Here is a 17,745-nt window from a genome sequence, read left to right on the forward strand (position 1 = left end):
TGGGATCCCGTCCGAAGGAGACGCCGATGACTTCTGCGACAACGCCCGCCGCTTCGACGGCGAGCCCCGAGCTGGGTGAGGCCGAGCGCACTCGCCTCGACACCGCGATCGAGGACCTGCACGCCGGCACCCGAACCTGGGCAGCGCTGACGCTGGCTCAGCGGGTCACGCTCCTGCGGGCCGTCCGCTCGAGCGTCGCCGCCGCTGCTGAGGACTGGGCGCACACCGCAGCCGCCTCGAAGGGCCTCGACGCCCGGCATCCGCTGCGTGGCGAGGAATGGCTCAGCGGTCCCTACAGCGTTCTCGGCGCCCTCGACGCCTACATCGAGACCCTCGCGCGCCTCGCGCACGGCACCAATCCGCTCGACGGGATCACGATCGACCGCGCCCCCGGTGGACGCACCCGCGTGCATGCCTTCCCTCTCACGGGCCTCGATCGGTTCCTGCTCTCGGGCTACACGGGCGAGGTCTGGCTCGAACCCGGGGTGACCCCGAACGGCGCACGCGCCGCGGCCGGACTGGCCCAGCGCACACCCTCGGAATCGGGAGGCGTGGGGCTCGTGCTCGGCGCCGGCAACATCACCTCGATCCCCGTGCTCGACGTGCTCTACGAACTGCTCGCGCACAATCGCACGGCGCTGCTCAAGGTCAATCCGACCCAGGATGCGCTGGTGCCCGTCTACAAGCGGGCGCTCGCACCGCTCATCGGCCCAGGACTGCTGCGCATCACCCGTGGCGGGCCCGAGGTCGGCACCTACCTCACGGGGCATTCCGGCCTCGCGCACGTGCACATCACCGGATCGGCCGCGACCTTCGACACGATCGTGTGGGGCACCGGAGCTGCCGCCACCCGGCGACGCCGTGAGGACCGCCCGCTGCTGAAGAAGCCCATCACCGCCGAGCTCGGCGGAGTATCGCCCATCATCATCGTGCCGGGCGAGTGGACCGACGCCGATCTCACGTACCAGGCCGAGCACGTCGCCACCATGCGCCTGCAGAACAGCGGCCACAACTGCATCGCCGGGCAGGTCGTCATCATGTCCTCCGACTGGGCGCAGGCCGATGACTTCCGGGCGGCCCTCCGCCGCGCCTATGCGAACGCTCCGGAACGACCGATCTGGTACCCGGACTCCCCTCGCGGATGCACCTCGCGACCGACGCGTACCCCGATGCCCTCGTGCTCGGCGACAGGGTGCTGGTCGAGGTCTCCGAGGGCGACGACGCCACGGCGCTGCAGAGCACCGAGTACTTCGCCCCGGTGCTGGGCGTCGTCTCGCTCACCGGAACCGGTCAGGAGTTCCTCGACTCGGCGGTGGCCTATGCGAATGACCGGCTGCAGGGGACCCTCGGGGCGAACCTGCTCATCGAGCCGTCGACTGAGAAGGCCCTCGGCGCCGGATTCGACCGTGCCATCGCCGCCCTGCGCTACGGGTCTATCGCGATCAACGGCTGGACCGCCTTCGGCTTCATCACCCCGACGATGACCTGGGGAGCATTCCCCGGCAGCACGATCGCCGACGTCGGCAGCGGCATCGGAGTGGTCCACAACGCGCTCCTGCTCGACCGCGTCGAGCGCTCGGTGATCCGCGGACCGTTCCGTCCCTTCCCCCGGTCGCTCCCGGTGGCGAATGGCGGCGGACGCCTCAGCATCCTCCCGAAGCCGCCGTGGTTCGTCTCCGCGCGCACGGGGGCGACGGTCAGCGAAGGGCTCACGCGATTCCGCGCCGACGGCGGTCTGATCCGGCTGGTGAAGACGCTGACTGCGGCTCTACGCGCCTGACGCACTCCCTGCGGCCGCGAGCCGTCAGGCCGAGAAGCGGTCGGTCGCTGCACGCAGCGCTCGCTGGATGCCGGGCTCCGTCGCCGAGTGACCCGCGTCGTCGACCACGACGAACTCCGCCTCCGGCCAGGCCACGTGCAGATCCCACGCCGTCATCATCGGCGTGCACACGTCGTGGCGTCCCTGCACGATGACCGTCGGGATATGGCGGATGCCGTCGACACCGTCGATCAGCTGACCCTCGCTCCACCATCCGCGATTCACGAAGAAGTGATTCTCGATCCGGGCGAAGGCGATAGCCGTGTCCGGGTCTGACATCGCCTCGATCTGCGCGGCGTCCGGGCGAAGGGTCACGGTCGACGCCTCCCACCGTGACCAGGCCACCGCCGCCGGACCATGCACCGCAGGGTCGGCGTCGAACAGACGCCGGTGGTAGGCCTCGATCATGTGCGAGCGCTCGAGCACCGGAATCGGAGCGATGAACTCCTCCCACAGGTCGGGGAACAGCGCGGCGGCCCCGCCCTCGTAGAACCATTCGAGCTCTGCGCGCCGAAGGGTGAAGATGCCTCGCAGGATCAGCTCGCTGACGGCATCCGGATGAGCCTGCGCATAGGCGAGTGCGAGCGCGCTACCCCACGATCCCCCGAACACCTGCCACTGCTCGACGCCGAGGTTCTTGCGCAGCAGCTCGATGTCGGCGATCAGGTGCGCGGTGGTGACGAAGCGGAGGTCGGCGTCCGGCGCACTCGCGTGCGGAGTGCTGCGCCCGCAGCCCCTCTGGTCGAACAGCACGATGCGGTAGACCTCCGGGTCGAAGAATCGTCGTTGCCAGGGCGAGGTGCCACTGCCCGGTCCGCCGTGGAGGAAGACCACGGGCTTGCCCTCGGGGTTCCCGCTGACCTCCCAGTACATGCGGTGTCCGTCACCGACGAGCAGCTCGCCCGTCTCATGGGGCTCGATGGGCGGGTACAGCGCGTCCAGGTCCATCGCGCCTGCCTACAGCTCTCCGCCGGACACGGTCAGCGGCTGCTCACAGACGTCCAGACCGTTGGTGTATCCCTGGGCGAACCAGGCCTTGCGCTGCACACTCGTGCCGTGCGTGAAGCTCTCGGGATTGACGGTGCCGGACGACTGCTGCTGGATGTTGTCGTCGCCGACGGTGTTCGCGGCGTTCAAGGCGTCCTCGAGCTCCGCCTCGGTCGGCGGCAGGAGGTAAGGAACCCCGTCGGGGTCCTTCTCCTTCGTCATCTGCCCGATCCACGCACCCGCATAGCAGTCGGCCTGCAGCTCGACGCGCACGCCGTTGCTGTCCGGCCCCGTGCCGTTGTTCGGGTACCTGTCCATGACGCCGGTGATGTACTGGATGTGGTGTCCCCACTCGTGCCCGACGATGTACAGCTGGGCGAGGTTGCCGGCGGATGCTCCGAACTGCTGCTCCATCAGATCGAAGAACGTGGGGTCGATGTAGACCGTCTCATCCGGCGGGCAGTAGAAGGGACCGACCGCGTTCGACGCGGTGCCGCAGGCGGTCGAGGTCGCTCCATCGACCACGATCAGCTGCGGCGGCCGATACGGATCGATGTAGTCCTCCCAGTAGCCGTCGAGCGCGAGCTGGGATGCGGCGACACGGCAGTCGACGTTCTCGTTGGCATCCTCGCCGGTCTGGCAGTTCTCGATCACACTGCCCCCTGCGGCTCCGTCCCGCCACCCGTCGTGCCGCCGCCCAGGAGGCCGGTCAGATCGATGCCGAGCAGGGGCCCGGCGATCAGGGCGATGATGCCGAGCAGGCCGACGCCGCCCGCTCCGGCGACGACGGCACCACGGCCACGTCGGCGGGCCGTGTTGCCGGAGACGTCTGCGTCAGGGTTGAAGGTCATGCCACGAGGGTACTCTGCACCACGGGCTCGCACCGTCGTAGGCTCGAGGCATGACGACCACCATCACGCTCACGGGTGCGGGCGGACAGATCGGCTACGCACTGCTCTTCAGGATCGCCGCAGGAGACCTGCTGGGCCCCGACGAGAAGGTACGGCTGCGGCTGCTCGAGATCCTCAGGGGCTCGGCGCCGCCGAGGGTGCGGCCCTCGAACTGCAGGACGGCGCCTTCGGACTGCTCGAGCACGTCGAGGTCACGGACGACCCGGCCGTCGGCTTCGACGGGTGCGATCTCGCTCTGCTCGTCGGCGCGAGACCGCGCGGGCCGGGCATGGAGCGCGGAGACCTGCTCGCGGCCAACGCCGGCATCTTCGGTCCCCAGGGTGCCGCTATCGCCGCCCATGCCGCGGATGGCGTGCGGGTCACGGTGGTCGGCAACCCGGCGAACACGAACGCGCTGATCGCGTCGGCCTCGGCGGACGGCGTTCCGGCCGAGCGATTCGCGGCGCTCACCCGGCTCGACGAGAATCGCGCCAGAGCCCAGCTGGCGCAGACGCTCGCCGTGCCGGTCGACACCGTGCGACGTGTGCCGATCTGGGGCAATCACTCCGCGACGCAGTTCCCCGACGTCTCGCACGCGACCGTCGGCGGCAGGCCCGTCGCGGATGCGCTCGAGGCCATCGTCGGCGATGTGCCCACGTGGCTCGAGCAGACCTTCATCCCCCGGGTCGCGAAGCGAGGTGCCGAGATCATCGAGGTGCGCGGCTCATCGTCCGTCGCCTCCGCCGCGAACGCCACGATCGAGCATGTGCGCGACTGGGTGCGCGGCACCGACGACTGGACCTCGGCCGGCGTGGTCTCGCATGGCGAGTACGGCGTGCCCGCCGGCCTGATCTCGTCGTTCCCCGTGCGGTCGGTCGACGGAGAATGGCAGATCGTCGAGGGGCTCGAGGTCAGCGAGTGGGCCCGCACGCGCATCGATGCCTCGGTGGCCGAGCTCGTCGAGGAACGGGACGCGGTCACAGCCCTCGGGATGCTCTGAAAGGTCACCGCTCCGGCTCCGCGCAGGGCAGAATGGATGCCGGAGGTGCGCGATGAGCGAGACGATCGATCCTATGAAGGCGACGGCATCCGTCGACGAGGCCCTGACGAGCCCGCTGCATCTGCCGCACGCGGCTGCGGAGTGCCCCAAGTGCTTCACAGAACTGCAGCAGAATCGCGACTTCTGGCTCGCACGCCCTGACGGTTCACGTCTGGTAGGGCTCGTGGTCTCCCGCGAGGGCATGCCCTCGGTGGTCGAGCAGCGCGACGATCTCACGCGTTTCGGGGTGCCGATCGAAGGATTCCGGCACCCCGCTCCCGACATCCTCGAGAGCTGGAGCGATCGGCTGTCGCGATTGATCAGCACACTGAAGCCCGGTGACGTCCTGGTCGTGGCGAACATCAACGCTCTCGGCCGCGACTCCGAAGAGGGCGCGCGTACCGCCAAGGAGCTGCGTCGCCACGGCATCATCGTCAAGGTGCTGAGTCACGACGCGCGTCATCTGGCCGACGCCACGCGCTGAGCTCGCGGGTTCACACGTCTCGCGCTCAGAAGTCTCCCGAGCGAAGCCGAGCGAGAGTTCCCGCTCCGATCTCGGCGCGGGCCTCGGGGCGTTTCCCGTAGAAGGAGACGAGTTCCGCGAGGATCACCGGATCACTCGCGAGATCGCGCGTCGCCCACGAGGATGGACGCGTCGTCGTCGTCCGGACGACCACGCGATCGCCCTCCAACGATGCAGCCGAGATCTCATCCCAGGCCGCATTCACGCGGTTGCGTGGAATCCGCAGCTCGACCCCGTCACGACGCAGGGTGAGGCGATGGCCGTCGAGAGGACGGAACCACGAGCGCACGCCGACGGTGAGCAGGATCAGCCCGATCACCGGCACGCCCAGCAGAGTCAGTATCGTCATCCGTTCGGCAGGAACGGTGAAGATGCTCCACGCCCATCCGGCGAGGAGCAGCGCTCCGGCTGCGACGAACGCGCGCAGCGGCCAGACGACCTCCGCCGCACCGCCGAACACGACCGTCGATCCGTCGACCGCAACCCGTACGACCCTCACTCGTTCGATCCGGAGATGAGCGGTCAACAGCCACGCCGCGACGCCTACCGCCAGCACGACCCCCGATCCGAGGAGCTTCATGGCCGGGGCGGGGTCAGCCAGCAGTGTGACCGCATAGAAGACGACTGCTGCCGTGAGCACGACGCCGAGCACCACCAGCCCCGTCGTCGACCCCTTCTGGCCCTGCCATCCGGCATGGCCGGGAACCCAGACGGTCTCCGCGGTCTTCTCCTGCCCCATCACCCGAACAGACCCTTCCACGCCTTCCCGACGCCGTCACCGACGTCGCCGACGAAATCGGTGGTGTTCTCCCACGCGTCCTCGGCGAAGTCCGTGGTCGCGTCCCATGCGTTCTCCATCCCTGCATCGATGGACTCCCGCACGTCCTGCGGCACCCAGCTCTCGTACGCCCAGACAGCGCCGGCGCCCACTGCCACCGCAGCCCCGCCGACGACGACCGCAGTGCCCCAGACCGGCAGAGTGATCACACCCGCCGCGGCGAGAGCCGCGACGCCAGCGGTGGCAGCGATGCCGCCGATGACACCGCCGCCGATCTCCACAGCAGTGGAGGAGGGGTCGTCACCTGTGGACATGTCGGAACCCAGGTTCCAGATGTCGATGCCCCAGCCCACGACCGGCAGCGCCTTGCCCGCTCGGGAGAGTCGCCGAGCGAGGTCTTCCGCCTCGTCCGCCGCCCAGCGCATTCCGCCGGGGTTGGCCGCCTCAGCAGCCGCCTTCACAGCCGGGTTCCCGGACCGCAGCTCGCGCACGAAGTCGGAGGCCCCGAGGCGGAGATCCTCCGCGTGGGAGACAAGGTCGGTCGCCGTCGTCTTCCACGCGAGCGCCTGCCCTTCGAGGTAGATCTTCGGAGCCTCACCGCCCGCCTCGTGGAGCCCGGCGAGGATCTTCTGTGCGGTGGACTGCGTCGGGAGCCCATCGAGGAAGCCGTCGAGATTCTCGCTGATCCAGACTTCGAGCTCGCCCCACCACGAACCGACGTCCTCGGCGATCTTGTTGTACAGGTCGATGCGGTCGAGGTGCTGCTGCCACTCATCCCAGTACGGATCGTCGCGCGTCGCAGGACACACGGGAATCAGGGAGACCGGCCGACCGATCACCATTCCGTTCACGGGGAGCCCCTCGCCGCGGGCCTTCTCCCGATGCGCGGCGAAGTCCTCCTTCATCCGCTCCAGCTGGCCGGCGTACGAGCGCAGCTTCTCCGCCGCGTCGCGCGCCAACCCTGCGATCTCGTCCGCCGCGTCCGTGGTCCGCGACAGGATGGTGACGTAATCGTCAGCCGATTCGCCGTACCAGTGCGATCGCACGCCCGTGGGGATGAAGCTCGTCGTGCGGGACGAACCGTCGGCCGCGTCTTTCAGACCGGGATCGAGCCACTCCGCAGCCGCCCGCACCTGCGCGGCGTCACCATGGGTGGTCGTGTCGATCGTCATCAGAGGTCCTCGACGATCGTCGCGACCGGGGTGAGCTGATCGATCACGTCCTGCTCGTTCGTCGCGGAATCCTGTGCTATGGCACGGACGATCTCTCCGAGCGTGCCGTTGATCCGGTACAGCGCGTCGACGCCGTCACCGACCCGCATCATGATCGCCGCCACCGCATCGGAAGCGAGGCCACCGTCGACGGCGGTCGGAATGGCGGCGAGCTTGCCTTCGATCGCCTCCACGGCCTCCTCATGCATGCTCGCGTGGACGGCCATGACCTCCGGGTCCATCGCGATGCGAGTCATGCGATCGCCCCGTCCCGTCGATACGACGCGGGCACATCGAGATCGAAGATCACGACGTCGTACGGCTGCGCGCGCTTGATCTCCGCGAGGTCCTCGGTGCGCACCAGGATCCACGGCTGCCGTTCGCCCGCAAGCGTCAGCAGCCGGTCGAGCGCCGTGTATGCGAGGAGAGCGAGCCGCCCGTCCTTCAACTCCCTGATCTCGACGAGCTGCGCCTCCGGAGTCGACGTCACGCTCAACGGCAGATAGAGCACGGGCGGCACCATCGGCTGAGACGGCGTTAGGGGTTCGAAGGTCATGACGGCCTCTCTCTCGGTACTACTGGTAGCTCGGCGGCACCCACAGCAGCTGGGCGGCGACCAGCCCGCGGTCTCGGCTGACGATCTGGGCGCGCCCCGGAATGGCCGGGATCGCCTTGACCTTGCCGATCAGCTGACCCTCCTCGGGGTTTCCCGAGAGCAGGATGCCGGTGGCACCCAGGTCGGTCATCCGCTGGATGATCGGATCGTAGGCCGCGCGGCTGGCTCCGCCGGTGCGACGCGTGAGGATCACGTGGAGCCCGAGGTCGGCGGCCTGCGCGAGCAGAGGTGCGAGCACAGCGACCGGATTGCCCTGCGACGTCGCCACGAGGTCGTAGTCGTCGATCAGCACGAAACCTTCGGCGCCCTTCCACCACGACCGGGAGCGCAGCTGGTCGGGCGTGACATCGGCGCCGGGGATGCGGCTCTGGAAGAACTGCGCGAGCTCGCTCATCCCGCCCTCGGTCATCTCGTGCGACGTGAGGTAGGCGCCGAGATACTCCTGCGGTATCTCGCCCAGCAGCGCGCGGCGATAGTCGACGACGAAGATCTTCGCCTCCGTCGGGCCGTAGAGACGCGTGATCTCATGCACGACACCACGGAGCATCGACGACTTGCCCGAGTCGGCGTCGCCGTAGAGGTAGAGCAGAGGCTCTTCGAGCGGATTGATCGAGAACGGGGCCAGGTTGGCCTCGTCGATTCCCAGCAGGATCTCGCGGGGTTCCGAGCCGTCGGTCGAAGCGGCGGCGGCGACCGCTCGCAGATCGGCGTGGCTGATGCGCGACGGCAGCAGACGAAGCTTCGGACCCGCGGGGCCGTGCCACGCTGATGCCACCCGGGTGACCAGGTCGTCGATGCCGTCGGCCAGCGAGGAGGCGTCATCGACACCGTCGATGCGCGGCAGTGCGGTCAGCATCTGCAGGCCGTTCTCGTTGAGTCCGCGGCCCGGGATCGACGTGACGTTCTCGGCGGCCTTGCGGTTGACCTCGGAGTCGGTCGGATCGCCGAGGCGCAGCTCGATGCGGGTGCCGATGAGGTCCTTGATGTTGGCTCGGACCTCCATCCAGCGCGACGCCGTGATGACGATGTGCACACCGTAGGTGAGGCCTCGCGCGGCGATCGCCTGGATCTGCGGTTCGAGCATCTCGAACTCGGCACGCAGGGTGCCCCAGCCGTCGACCAGCAGGAAGATGTCGCCGTAGCCGTCGTCGGCGAGGCCCTGGGCGCGGCGCTGGCGGTAGGTGTCGATCGAGTCGATGCCGTTCTGACGGAAGTACACCTCGCGGGCGTTGAGCAGGCCCGTGACCTCCGCCACCGTGCGACGCACGATGTCGGGTTCCGAACGCGTGGCCACCCCGCTGATGTGCGTGAACCGCTGCAGGCCGGTGAAGCTGCCGCCGCCGAAGTCGATGACGAAGAACTGCACCTCCTGCGGAGTGTGCGTGAGCGCCAGCGCGACCAACGTGGTGCGGGCGAGGGTGCTCTTGCCGCTGAGCGGAGCGCCCACGATCGCCATGTGACCGGCCGCCCCTCCGAGCGAGATCGCGAGGTTCTCGCGTCGCTGTTCGAGCGGCACGTCGACGATTCCCAGCGGCACGGTGAGTGCGCCGGCGCCCCGCCAGCGCGGGGAGATGAGACCGAGGGCGGGGTCTTCGACGAGGTCGCCGAACAGCTGGTCGAGCGTCGCGGGCGTCTCGAGCGGCGGGAGCCACACCTGATGGGCGGCCGGTCCTCGGCCACTCATCGTCTCGACGGCGATCTCGAACGTGTTGCGCTTCTCTTCGGGCTCGGCGTCGACGACGACCTCAGGCTCGTCGACGGGCGTCTCGGCCCGCCACACGGGTGCTGCGGTGAAGAGCTCGACCGCTGTCGACCCGGTGCTCTGCGCAGAGCCCGATGTCGCGCGGCGCCGGCGGCGGGGCGGGGGCCCGGACACATAGGCGGCGCGGAACTGCGTCATCGTCTCGGTGTCGGACTTCAGGATTCCGGCACCGGGCTGAGTGGGCAGGTGGTACGCGTCAGGAACTCCGAGCACGGTGCGCGACTCAGCGGCCGAGAACGTGCGGAGGCCGATCCGGTACGACAGGTGCGTGTCGAGACCGCGCAGCTTGCCCTCCTCCAGGCGCTGCGAGGAGAGCAGCAGGTGCACCTGGAGCGAACGTCCGAGGCGACCGATGTTGACGAACGTGTCGACGAACTCCGGCTTCGCCGACAGCAGCTCCGAGAACTCGTCGGCGACGATGAGCAGAGCGGGAAGCGGAGCGAGGTCCGTGCGTCCGCCACGGCGGGCCTTCTCGTAGTCTGCGACGTTGGCGAAGGGCCCCGTCGCCCGCAGCAGCTCCTGACGGCGGACCATCTCGCCTTGCAGCGCATCCTGCATACGGTCGACGAGCGAGATCTCCTCGCCGAGGTTAGTGATGATCGCCGAGACGTGGGGCATGTCCGCCATACCGGCGAAGGTGGCACCACCCTTGAAGTCGACCAGCACGAAGTTGAGCTGCTCGGGAGAATGCGTCATCGCCAGCGCGAGCACGAGCGTGCGGAGGACCTCGGACTTGCCCGAACCCGTCGCACCGATGATGAGGCCGTGCGGGCCCATGCCCTGCTGGGCCGATTCCTTGATGTCGAGGATCAGAGGGCTGCCGTCTTCGGTCTGCCCGATGGGCACCCGGAGACGGTCGCGCTCGAGACGCGGAGCCCACGCGGCATCGAGATCGAGATCGCGGACGTCGGGAAGGCCGAGCAGCTCGACGAGCTCCGCCTGATCGGTCGCGCTCTTCTTCTTCGCGATGGTCGTGCCACCCGCGTAGAGGGCGATGAGTCGACGCGCTGTCGCCTCGGCCTCGACGATGCTGATCGAGTCTGCTTCGAACGGACGCGCGGGAACCTGCAGGCTGACCAGCTCGGCTCGGCGACCCTTGTCCCCCGGCTCGAACGCGATGCGCAGGGCGTTCGGATCGTCGAGATCGCCCCACCGTGAGGGGAGGTCGATCACTGTCACACCCTGCACGCCGTCGCCGCTGACGAGCGCGTCGTTGAAGGAGGTGCTGACCCCATCGGTCAGGATGACGATGTGCGGCACCTTGGCACCGGATCCGTCGCGCGCGAAACGCGACCGCTCCCTGACCTCGGCCGGAAGCATCTCCTCGAGCTCCGACAGCTGAGAGCCGATCATGCGCGCAGCGCCGAGTCCGTCCCTGACCGTGCGCGAGTGCGTGTGCGGCATCCACTTCGCCCACTCCCACTGCGGGAGCACCGCCGCGTCCGCCGCGATGACGACCTGCACCGTGTCGGGATCGTGCATCGTCGCGAGGTGCAGCAGGATGGCGCGCGCGAGGCCGCGGGACTCGGTCTCGTCTCCCGTGATCTCGACACGGGCGTAGTCGCGCAGCGTGATGCCGAGCGAGAGGTTCTTCTGGATCTCGTGCGTCAGCATGAAGCGGTGCGCGGCAGAGGCGGCGACCGGGTCGAGCTGGGCGAGCGGCGGCAGCTCCGGCGCCTCGAGCGAGATGCACAGCGGCTGGTCGCTCGTGCCGACACGCACCGTCAGGAAGTCGGGGTCGTTCATCCCGCGTTCCCACACCCTGGTGCGCTCTTCCGCGATGTACGGCAGCGCCGACGGTGCGGGGAGGTGCCAGTTCGCGGCACGGCGCTGCTGGCGCGCCGCGACCCGCACGGTCTGACGCAGCTCGGTCAGGTAGGCGAGATACTCGCGGCGCGAGCCGAGCGTCGCGGCCTGCCGCTGGGATCGCTGACGCCATCCGTTCACCGCCACGAAGCCGAGCGACGACAGCAGGAACATCCCGCCGGTGAGCAGTCCGGTCACCGACTGGTTCGACATCGTGACCATGACGATCGCGCCCACGCTGCCCAGCATCGGCAGGAGGGATCCGAGGATTCCCATACCGCCGTCATTGGGCTGCAGCTCGGGCGGCGCCTGGACGGGGAGCTTTCCGGAGGGGACTCGGGGCGGCGCGAGACGGGGTCCTGTCATGCTCTCTCTCCGGCGCTGCTGTCGGTGGCCAGCAGGAGGCTGATGGTGAAGCTGCGATTGCCGATGCGCACCCGGTCGGCGTCGTCGAGCAGAACGCGCTCACCGGCGACGAGCTCGGTCGTCTGCCCGTCGTCGGATCGGATGTCGGACCCGTTGGTGGAGCCGAAATCGGTCACCCAGGTTCTGCCGCGCGAGTGCTCGAGCCGGAGGTGCGTCTTCGACACCGAGGAGTCGGGGTCGGTCACGGTCACCAGCCGATCGTCGTGCACACTCGCCACCGGCGCGCGACCGATGTTCGCCGCCAGAGGGAGCCCCAGCTGCACGCGCTGGCCGGTGTCGAAGATCAGGAGCAGCGCCCCGGACTCGGATGCCGGAGTCGGAGCATCGGAATGCTGCGCAGCCGCCGGGGCGACGGTGAAGAGCGGCTTGTCGTCACCCTGGGCCGCGGGGGCGGGCTTCTCGGTGCGGTGCGAGGCCGCGCGGGCGTCGGTGGGCTCGGAGTCCTCGTCGACGACGGACGGATGGGCACCGAGAGGCACGACCTGCGGAGGAGCGAGCGGAGTGGCGACCTCGGCGACCGTCGCCTCCTGCGGCGCATCGGCGGGCGCCCGAGGCGGGACGGCGACGACGACCGTGCCGGCCACGCGATCGGCCCACGATTGACGACGTCCGCCACGGTCCCATGCGCTCGAGGCGACGACGACCCAGCTGCCGACCGCGACGAGGAAGCCGGCGCCGGTGATGATCCCCCGCACGAACTGGCGCCCCACGCCGGGCGAGTACGGCCGGTCGCCGCGAGACGCGCGCAGACGCAGCACGGCGTTGCCCAGGGTGAGTCCTGTGCGCGCTTCGAGCACGCACAGGAAGATCGCGAGCTCGGCGACCGTGAGGCCGGCCAGCAGCATGCTGCGAGTGGTGATGAGGACAATGGACGCGGCGAGGATGACGGCGGCGCTGTCGAGCGTGAAGGCGGCGATCCGCGCCCCGGTCCCCGCGGGCGAGCCGACGAAAGCCGGACCGAGCCCGTCTTCGGGTCGTCTCGTCCTGGCGCGTGTCGAGACGATCGGAGTGGGGCTGGGAGGCGCGGATGCGGACCGGAGGGGCGCGCCGTCGACACCGGGGGCCGCGGCGATCAGCGCCGGCGGGAGCGCAGGGACCTCCCCGAGCTGGCCGGGTCCGGGCTGGACGGGCGGGATCGCTCCACCGCCCGGCCAGGACTGTGGTTCACCGTTCCCGCTCATCCGGCCATCATTCCACGAACGAGGGACAGCACATTCGCGTAGAGCAGCGCCGCGGGAAGGGCGAGGGCGACGGCGAGCCATTCGAAGGCGTCACCGAAGCGCGACCAGATGAGCGAGCTCGCACCGCGGGAGACGGGGATGATCACGGCGACCGCCGCGAGGCCCACCGCGAACAGGACGGCGGCGCCGAGCACCTGGAAGCCGGAGCCCAGCGCTGCGGCCGCCTGCAGCCCGGCGACCACGGACACCACCGCCGCCGCCGCACGCGGGAGCCAGCGGAGGATGCGCGACGTCGTGTGCCGAGGGGTCAGGAGGAGTGCGAGCGCGACGCAGACGAGGAGTGCGATACCACCCGAGATCACGAAGGGGTCGTCCGGCCACGGGCGCAGGAAGGCGAGAGGAGCCATGAGCGCGGCGACGACGCTGAGCACCGCCGTTCCGGCGATGAGCCGGGCCGAGGAGTCATCGACGACGGCGATGATGCGCTCGGGCCGGAGCAGCCCGACCGACTCCGGGATCGCTCCTCGAACCGTCCACCGGCTGGTCATGAAGTGCTTGTAGTCGATGAAGTACCCCTCCGGGAGGTTCACCAGGCTGCTGGGCAGTGCGCGCAGCCCGAGCGGCACGAGTCCGAGAGAGATGGCTGCGGCCTCGGCGGGGCCCCATCGCAGCAGCAGCGAGAGCCCCCAGACCGCCGCGAGCCCCACGAGGAGCACCGTCGCCGTTCCGGCGGCCGCGCGCATCGGACGGGCTCGGGCAGAGACGGCGATGACCGAAGTGGTGATGCCCGCGGCAAGGAACCCGGATGCGGCGGAGAGGTGCGCACTCGCGTCGAGCTGAGCCGGGATCAGGAGCGCTCCGGCCGAGAACGACAGGAGGACAGGCGCGAGGACGCCGAGGATGCCGCGCACCCCCGCTGCGGAGTCCCGGCGCGACCATGCGACGGCACCGCTCACGGCGCCGACCACGAGGAGGAGACCGATCAGGAGCCTGAGCAGCGGATCTCCGGCCCCCTGGGCGAAGACCGCGACGAGCAGCAGTCCGCTGACGCCGAGCATCCACCATCGGGCGCCGTGGTCCGCGCGCGAAGGCCGCTCCGGCGCGCCCGTGGCTCGCGCCTGCGGCGCGAGTGCCGTGCGGTCGATCAGCGCGTAGAGGCCTCCGTCGATGAGGTCCTCGCATTCGGTGTCGCCGGGGATCTCGAATCCGCCGGGACCGATCGTCGCGAAGCGATCGGCCGTCGACAGTCCGCTGAGGACGAGCGCGTCATCGAGGGTCTCGTCGAAGGGAAGCGAGAGGTCGAAACGACGGTCCTCACTCTGAAGAACGATCCGACGCCGTTCTACCGTTTCGACTGACATACCTGAACCCTATCGACCGTGTGCGGCTGCTCACTCCGCGGCGTGACCGACCACCGACCATGCACGCGTGCGGGTCGTGGACGGCATCCGCCGTCCACGCCCGCCGCGGTGATCCTGATCAGTCTGCGTGCTCGTCGCGGGAGCCCGCCTGGGCGCCCTTGGCACGCGGACCGCGCTCCTCGTCGTCTTCGAGCTTGGGAGCGATCGGACCACCGAGACCGGAGCGCTTGGCCTTCTCCTCCTCGTCGGCGCCTCCCGCGCCGCCCATCATTCCCATACCCGGACGCATGCCGGAGCCTGCTGCGCCGGACGAGCCCGCCGCACCGCCTGCTCCGCCGACACCGCCGACACCGCCAGCGCCACCGACGCCGCCAGCGCCACCGACACCTGAGCCGAATCCACCCGCGCCGCGCGCACCCACTCCGCCGACGGCGGACTTGCCCAGCAGGCCGCCACTGCCTCTCTGGCCGGCGCCGGACGAGCCTCCGAGTGCCGATCCGCCGAGGGTGCCCATGCTGCCGATACCGGCGATCTTGGATCCCGCAGCGATGGCCGCGGCTCCTGCGCCGCCGCCCACGATGCCGCCGATGCCGCTGCCCCCACCGATGACTCCGCCGGGGAGCGTCGAACCGGGGTGCAACGGATACCCGCCTCCGGTTCCTGAACCGCCGCCGCCGGTGCCTCCCGGCAGCACGCCGCCGCCGGGGAAGTCGACCGTCGGGTCATCGCCGCCGGTATCACCGGGGCCTCCCGGTCCGTCGGGGTCATACTCCCAGTCTCCGGGACCATCGGGAATCGTCGGATAGGTGGGGTCAGGCAGGTACTCGGGGACGGTCGGGTCCGTCGGCGTCGGCGGGACATACTCGCCGACCCCGCCTCCACCGCCACCGGTCTGGTATCCACCGCCACCGGGCGTGTACCCGGACGGGCCGCCGCCGATCCCCGGGGATCCGATCCTCGGGGCGTCGATCTGCGTGCCCGGGATCGGCTCGTCAGAACCGGACGGGGCCTTCGACGACCGGTAGTCGACCTCGTTCATCGCGCGGGCCGCCTGAGCCAGCTTGTTCGTCGGCTCCGTCAGCGACGCCTCGACCTTCTGAACGACCTCGCGCGCGGCATCCTCCCGCTGGTTGCCGAGGAAGTCGCCGATGGCGTCCAGAGCCTTGTCCGCCGCGAGCGGACCGAGGACCGGGTGCACCACCAAGGACGCGCCCTTGGCAGCGTTCGCCCAGAAGGGGTCGATCGATGCCGACGGGAGTTCGGCGGCCGCGATCTCGCGTCGAGCCGAGTTGCCTTCGACGACCGCGGAGTCCACGGCCTCGACGAGTCTGAGAATGGCCGACACCTTCGACCGGATCTCGTCGATGTCAGCGGTCGCCCCCTTGGCGGACTCGCCCTCCCAGAACTCGGAGAGGCGCACGGCCGAGAGCGCTCGCTCCAGTGAGGTGAACGCATTCGTCACGGCCGAGAGCCGCGGGATGATCGAGTCGTCGAGCTGCCGGATGCGGTTCAGTTCCGCCTCGTACCCGCCCGGGCCCATCTGCTTACCGGCCATGGTTTCCCCCTTGTTCGGTGCTGTCTCGTCGTGAGGAGCGTGTCAGTACGATCGCGAGGATGATCCCGCCGATCACCAGCAGCAGGAGGACGATCCCTCCGCCGATGAGCCAGGGCGTGATCGGCGATGCCTGCTGATCGGGTTGCTCGGCGACCGGCGCGTCCGTCGGGACGGGTGTCTGCGCGCCGCCTCCGAGCGCCGCCTTCGCCTCGTTCACGTCGCCGAGAGACGGCTGCGCGTACGTGTCCTCGGTGTCGAAGAGCGGATTCACGTCAGGATATTTCGACGGGTCGACCGCGAGCATCCCCGTGAGGGAGGCCGCTCCATACCCGGTGCTGTCGTTCCACTCCGGCTCGTGCTCGCCCTTGGTGCCCGTGTTGTGGATCAGGCTCTGGATCAGCTGCCCTGCTGTCACATCCGGGTACTTCTGCTTGACCATCGCGAGGAAGCCCGCGACGATAGGCGTCGAGAACGACGTGCCCGACCCGATCTGCTGGGCATCCCAGGAATCCGGGGTCCCCTGCAGGAGGAGCCCGACCCCGGGTGCGGCGACGACGACGTCTTCCGCCAGGTTCGGCTTGCCGTTCGTTCCGGTCTGGATCTTGCCGTCCTCACCGAAGGCCTGCACCGCGACGACTCCATTGAGCCCCGCGGGCCACAGGCTGATCCCGTCCTCGTTCGACATGCCGGCGACGACGACCGCGTCGGAGGCATAGGCGTCGGCGAGACCCTGCCGCATGTTGATGCTGCTTCCGGAGGAGATCGAGATGATGTCGGCGCCATCTGCCGCGGCATCCGAGATCGCGCGGTCGAGAGCGAAACGACCGTCGTCGCCCAGCTCCTCGCCGTTCTCCTGGAGGCACTCCGCATCGCCGCCGTCTTCACCGAGGACGCCGTCGAGGACGCCGGTGCTGTAGAAGACCACCTCTGCCCCCGGCGCCACACCCTTGACCGGGGCACCCCCGGGCGGAGCCTCGCCGGTTCCGGCGATCATCGAGACCACCTGGGTGCCGTGAGAGGACCTGCCGTACTCGGCAGAGACCGCCGGATACGGCTGGCCGGTCGCGTCGAAGCAGTACGAGGAGTCATCGACGGTGACATTCGCCCCGCGGAGCCCGACCACGTCGGGGTTGATCTGACTGTCGATCACGGCGATCTTGATTCCCGCCCCGTCGAAGCCCGCATCGTGCGCCTCTTGGACCTTGCCGCGATCGAACCACCACAGACCCGACGCGGCGGCCGCTGTCGCGCTCGAGGGCACGGCGATCGCGGCGGCCAGCGCCATAGCGCCGACCGCCGCGATCACTCCGCGGCGAGTGCGTCTCATCAGTAGTCGGCCTCTTCGGGCTCATCGGCACCTGTAGACGTCGGTGCAGATGCCTGGACTCCGGCTGAGCCCCCACCCGTCGCGCCGGTCCCAGCGCCTGTCGATGTCGCGGTGTCGCCGTCGCCCTGGGCGACGGCCGAGTCCAGCAGCGACACGATCAGCTTCGTCTCGTCGGCGAGCGACGCGTCCTGCTCGGCGATCTGCATCACGGCGGCGCGAATCACGTCGTGGGTGTCCTGGATCTTGGCGATGGTCCGCGCCGTGGCGTCTCCCATCGACTGCGCGGCATCGGCCACGGCCCGCCGGAAGTCGACGGTGGCCTTCGACGACCCTCCCTCGGAGACCGCCACCTCAGACGGGCTGGGGAACTCCTGCAGCTCACGCAGGATCCGCTTCAGCTCAGCGAACACTCCATCGAAGTCGATTGCGATGCTCATCGACGCCCCTCCCCTTCACAACGGCAG

Annotated in this window: 14 protein-coding genes and 2 pseudogenes; 4 read left to right on the forward strand and 12 right to left on the reverse strand. The window is 69.5% G+C overall.

Annotated elements, in window-relative coordinates; translation table 11 throughout:
* Positions 1 to 26: 26 nt before the first annotated feature.
* Together ACZZ93_RS08470 and ACZZ93_RS08475 are read left to right on the forward strand one after the other, a co-directional pair.
* Entirely contained in the window at positions 27 to 1,484 is a 1,458-nt protein-coding gene (locus ACZZ93_RS08470; RefSeq protein WP_463510864.1) for an aldehyde dehydrogenase family protein, read from the forward strand.
* The gene (locus ACZZ93_RS08475; RefSeq protein WP_463510865.1) at positions 1,481 to 1,780 is read left to right on the forward strand and encodes a hypothetical protein; all 300 of its coding nucleotides are present in this window, start codon (positions 1,481 to 1,483) and stop codon (positions 1,778 to 1,780) included. The genes ACZZ93_RS08470 and ACZZ93_RS08475 overlap by 4 nt, the downstream gene beginning before the upstream one ends.
* Positions 1,781 to 1,804: 24 nt before the next feature.
* On the opposite strand, the gene pip is transcribed toward ACZZ93_RS08475, so the two are convergent.
* The gene (gene pip, locus ACZZ93_RS08480; protein ID WP_463510866.1) at positions 1,805 to 2,767 is read right to left on the reverse strand and encodes a prolyl aminopeptidase; all 963 of its coding nucleotides are present in this window, start codon (positions 2,765 to 2,767) and stop codon (positions 1,805 to 1,807) included.
* A gap of 9 nt (positions 2,768 to 2,776) precedes the next feature.
* A pseudogene (ypfJ, locus tag ACZZ93_RS08485) lies at positions 2,777 to 3,657 on the reverse strand (KPN_02809 family neutral zinc metallopeptidase).
* Positions 3,658 to 3,707: 50 nt separating this feature from the next.
* Here ypfJ and ACZZ93_RS08490 point away from each other — a divergent pair.
* Both ACZZ93_RS08490 and ACZZ93_RS08495 read left to right on the forward strand, forming a co-directional pair.
* Positions 3,708 to 4,696: pseudogene (locus tag ACZZ93_RS08490) on the forward strand (malate dehydrogenase).
* Positions 4,697 to 4,748: 52 nt separating this feature from the next.
* On the forward strand, positions 4,749 to 5,219 hold the full coding sequence (locus ACZZ93_RS08495; RefSeq protein ID WP_056276664.1) for a recombinase family protein: 471 nt from the start codon (positions 4,749 to 4,751) through the stop codon (positions 5,217 to 5,219).
* A 25-nt stretch (positions 5,220 to 5,244) separates the two neighbouring features.
* Here the strand turns inward: ACZZ93_RS08495 and ACZZ93_RS08500 are convergent, their stop codons facing one another.
* From ACZZ93_RS08500 to ACZZ93_RS08545, 10 genes are all read right to left on the reverse strand, one after another.
* Positions 5,245 to 5,997, reverse strand: a complete 753-nt coding sequence (locus tag ACZZ93_RS08500; RefSeq protein WP_056276661.1) for a hypothetical protein — start codon at positions 5,995 to 5,997, stop codon at positions 5,245 to 5,247.
* Positions 5,997 to 7,208 (reverse strand): hypothetical protein, encoded by a 1,212-nt coding sequence (locus ACZZ93_RS08505; RefSeq protein ID WP_056276658.1) that lies wholly within the window; start codon positions 7,206 to 7,208, stop codon positions 5,997 to 5,999. The genes ACZZ93_RS08500 and ACZZ93_RS08505 overlap by 1 nt, the downstream gene beginning before the upstream one ends.
* Positions 7,208 to 7,504 carry a hypothetical protein gene (locus tag ACZZ93_RS08510; protein WP_053098679.1) on the reverse strand — a complete coding sequence of 99 codons (297 nt, stop codon included), beginning with the start codon at positions 7,502 to 7,504 and terminating at the stop codon, positions 7,208 to 7,210. The genes ACZZ93_RS08505 and ACZZ93_RS08510 overlap by 1 nt, the downstream gene beginning before the upstream one ends.
* Positions 7,501 to 7,803: an SAV_915 family protein gene (locus ACZZ93_RS08515; RefSeq protein ID WP_053098678.1), complete on the reverse strand. Its 303-nt coding sequence runs from the start codon at positions 7,801 to 7,803 to the stop codon at positions 7,501 to 7,503. The genes ACZZ93_RS08510 and ACZZ93_RS08515 overlap by 4 nt, the downstream gene beginning before the upstream one ends.
* 19 nt (positions 7,804 to 7,822) lie before the next feature.
* Positions 7,823 to 11,797, reverse strand: a complete 3,975-nt coding sequence (eccCa, locus tag ACZZ93_RS08520; RefSeq protein WP_463510867.1) for a type VII secretion protein EccCa — start codon at positions 11,795 to 11,797, stop codon at positions 7,823 to 7,825.
* Complete coding sequence (locus ACZZ93_RS08525) at positions 11,794 to 13,038, reverse strand: FHA domain-containing protein (protein ID WP_053098676.1); 1,245 nt, start codon at positions 13,036 to 13,038, stop codon at positions 11,794 to 11,796. The genes eccCa and ACZZ93_RS08525 overlap by 4 nt, the downstream gene beginning before the upstream one ends.
* A complete protein-coding gene (locus ACZZ93_RS08530; RefSeq protein WP_053098675.1) occupies positions 13,035 to 14,399 on the reverse strand; it encodes a hypothetical protein in 1,365 nt (454 codons plus the stop codon). Before ACZZ93_RS08530 ends, ACZZ93_RS08525 begins: the two co-directional genes overlap by 4 nt.
* A 118-nt stretch (positions 14,400 to 14,517) precedes the next feature.
* On the reverse strand, positions 14,518 to 15,954 hold the full coding sequence (locus ACZZ93_RS08535) for a hypothetical protein (protein ID WP_053098674.1): 1,437 nt from the start codon (positions 15,952 to 15,954) through the stop codon (positions 14,518 to 14,520).
* Positions 15,944 to 17,281, reverse strand: coding sequence for a S8 family peptidase (locus tag ACZZ93_RS08540; protein ID WP_463510868.1), 1,338 nt, complete (start codon positions 17,279 to 17,281; stop codon positions 15,944 to 15,946). Before ACZZ93_RS08540 ends, ACZZ93_RS08535 begins: the two co-directional genes overlap by 11 nt.
* Positions 17,281 to 17,718 (reverse strand): hypothetical protein, encoded by a 438-nt coding sequence (locus ACZZ93_RS08545; protein ID WP_053098672.1) that lies wholly within the window; start codon positions 17,716 to 17,718, stop codon positions 17,281 to 17,283. The genes ACZZ93_RS08540 and ACZZ93_RS08545 overlap by 1 nt, the downstream gene beginning before the upstream one ends.
* Between the last annotated feature and the right edge of the window lie 27 nt (positions 17,719 to 17,745).

The organism is Microbacterium sp. AC026, assembly GCF_979258475.1.

Bases quoted from the DNA above. Each gene is read 5' to 3' on its own strand.
- ACZZ93_RS08470 (WP_463510864.1), top strand. From the start codon at position 27: ATGACTTCTGCGACAACGCCCGCCGCTTCGACGGCGAGCCCCGAGCTG.
- ACZZ93_RS08475 (WP_463510865.1), top strand. From the start codon at position 1,481: ATGACCTGGGGAGCATTCCCCGGCAGCACGATCGCCGACGTCGGCAGC.
- pip (WP_463510866.1), bottom strand. From the start codon at position 2,767: ATGGACCTGGACGCGCTGTACCCGCCCATCGAGCCCCATGAGACGGGC.
- ACZZ93_RS08495 (WP_056276664.1), top strand. From the start codon at position 4,749: ATGAGCGAGACGATCGATCCTATGAAGGCGACGGCATCCGTCGACGAG.
- ACZZ93_RS08500 (WP_056276661.1), bottom strand. From the start codon at position 5,997: ATGGGGCAGGAGAAGACCGCGGAGACCGTCTGGGTTCCCGGCCATGCC.
- ACZZ93_RS08505 (WP_056276658.1), bottom strand. From the start codon at position 7,208: ATGACGATCGACACGACCACCCATGGTGACGCCGCGCAGGTGCGGGCG.
- ACZZ93_RS08510 (WP_053098679.1), bottom strand. From the start codon at position 7,504: ATGACTCGCATCGCGATGGACCCGGAGGTCATGGCCGTCCACGCGAGC.
- ACZZ93_RS08515 (WP_053098678.1), bottom strand. From the start codon at position 7,803: ATGACCTTCGAACCCCTAACGCCGTCTCAGCCGATGGTGCCGCCCGTG.
- eccCa (WP_463510867.1), bottom strand. From the start codon at position 11,797: ATGACAGGACCCCGTCTCGCGCCGCCCCGAGTCCCCTCCGGAAAGCTC.
- ACZZ93_RS08525 (WP_053098676.1), bottom strand. From the start codon at position 13,038: ATGAGCGGGAACGGTGAACCACAGTCCTGGCCGGGCGGTGGAGCGATC.
- ACZZ93_RS08530 (WP_053098675.1), bottom strand. From the start codon at position 14,399: ATGTCAGTCGAAACGGTAGAACGGCGTCGGATCGTTCTTCAGAGTGAG.
- ACZZ93_RS08535 (WP_053098674.1), bottom strand. From the start codon at position 15,954: ATGGCCGGTAAGCAGATGGGCCCGGGCGGGTACGAGGCGGAACTGAAC.
- ACZZ93_RS08540 (WP_463510868.1), bottom strand. From the start codon at position 17,281: ATGAGACGCACTCGCCGCGGAGTGATCGCGGCGGTCGGCGCTATGGCG.
- ACZZ93_RS08545 (WP_053098672.1), bottom strand. From the start codon at position 17,718: ATGAGCATCGCAATCGACTTCGATGGAGTGTTCGCTGAGCTGAAGCGG.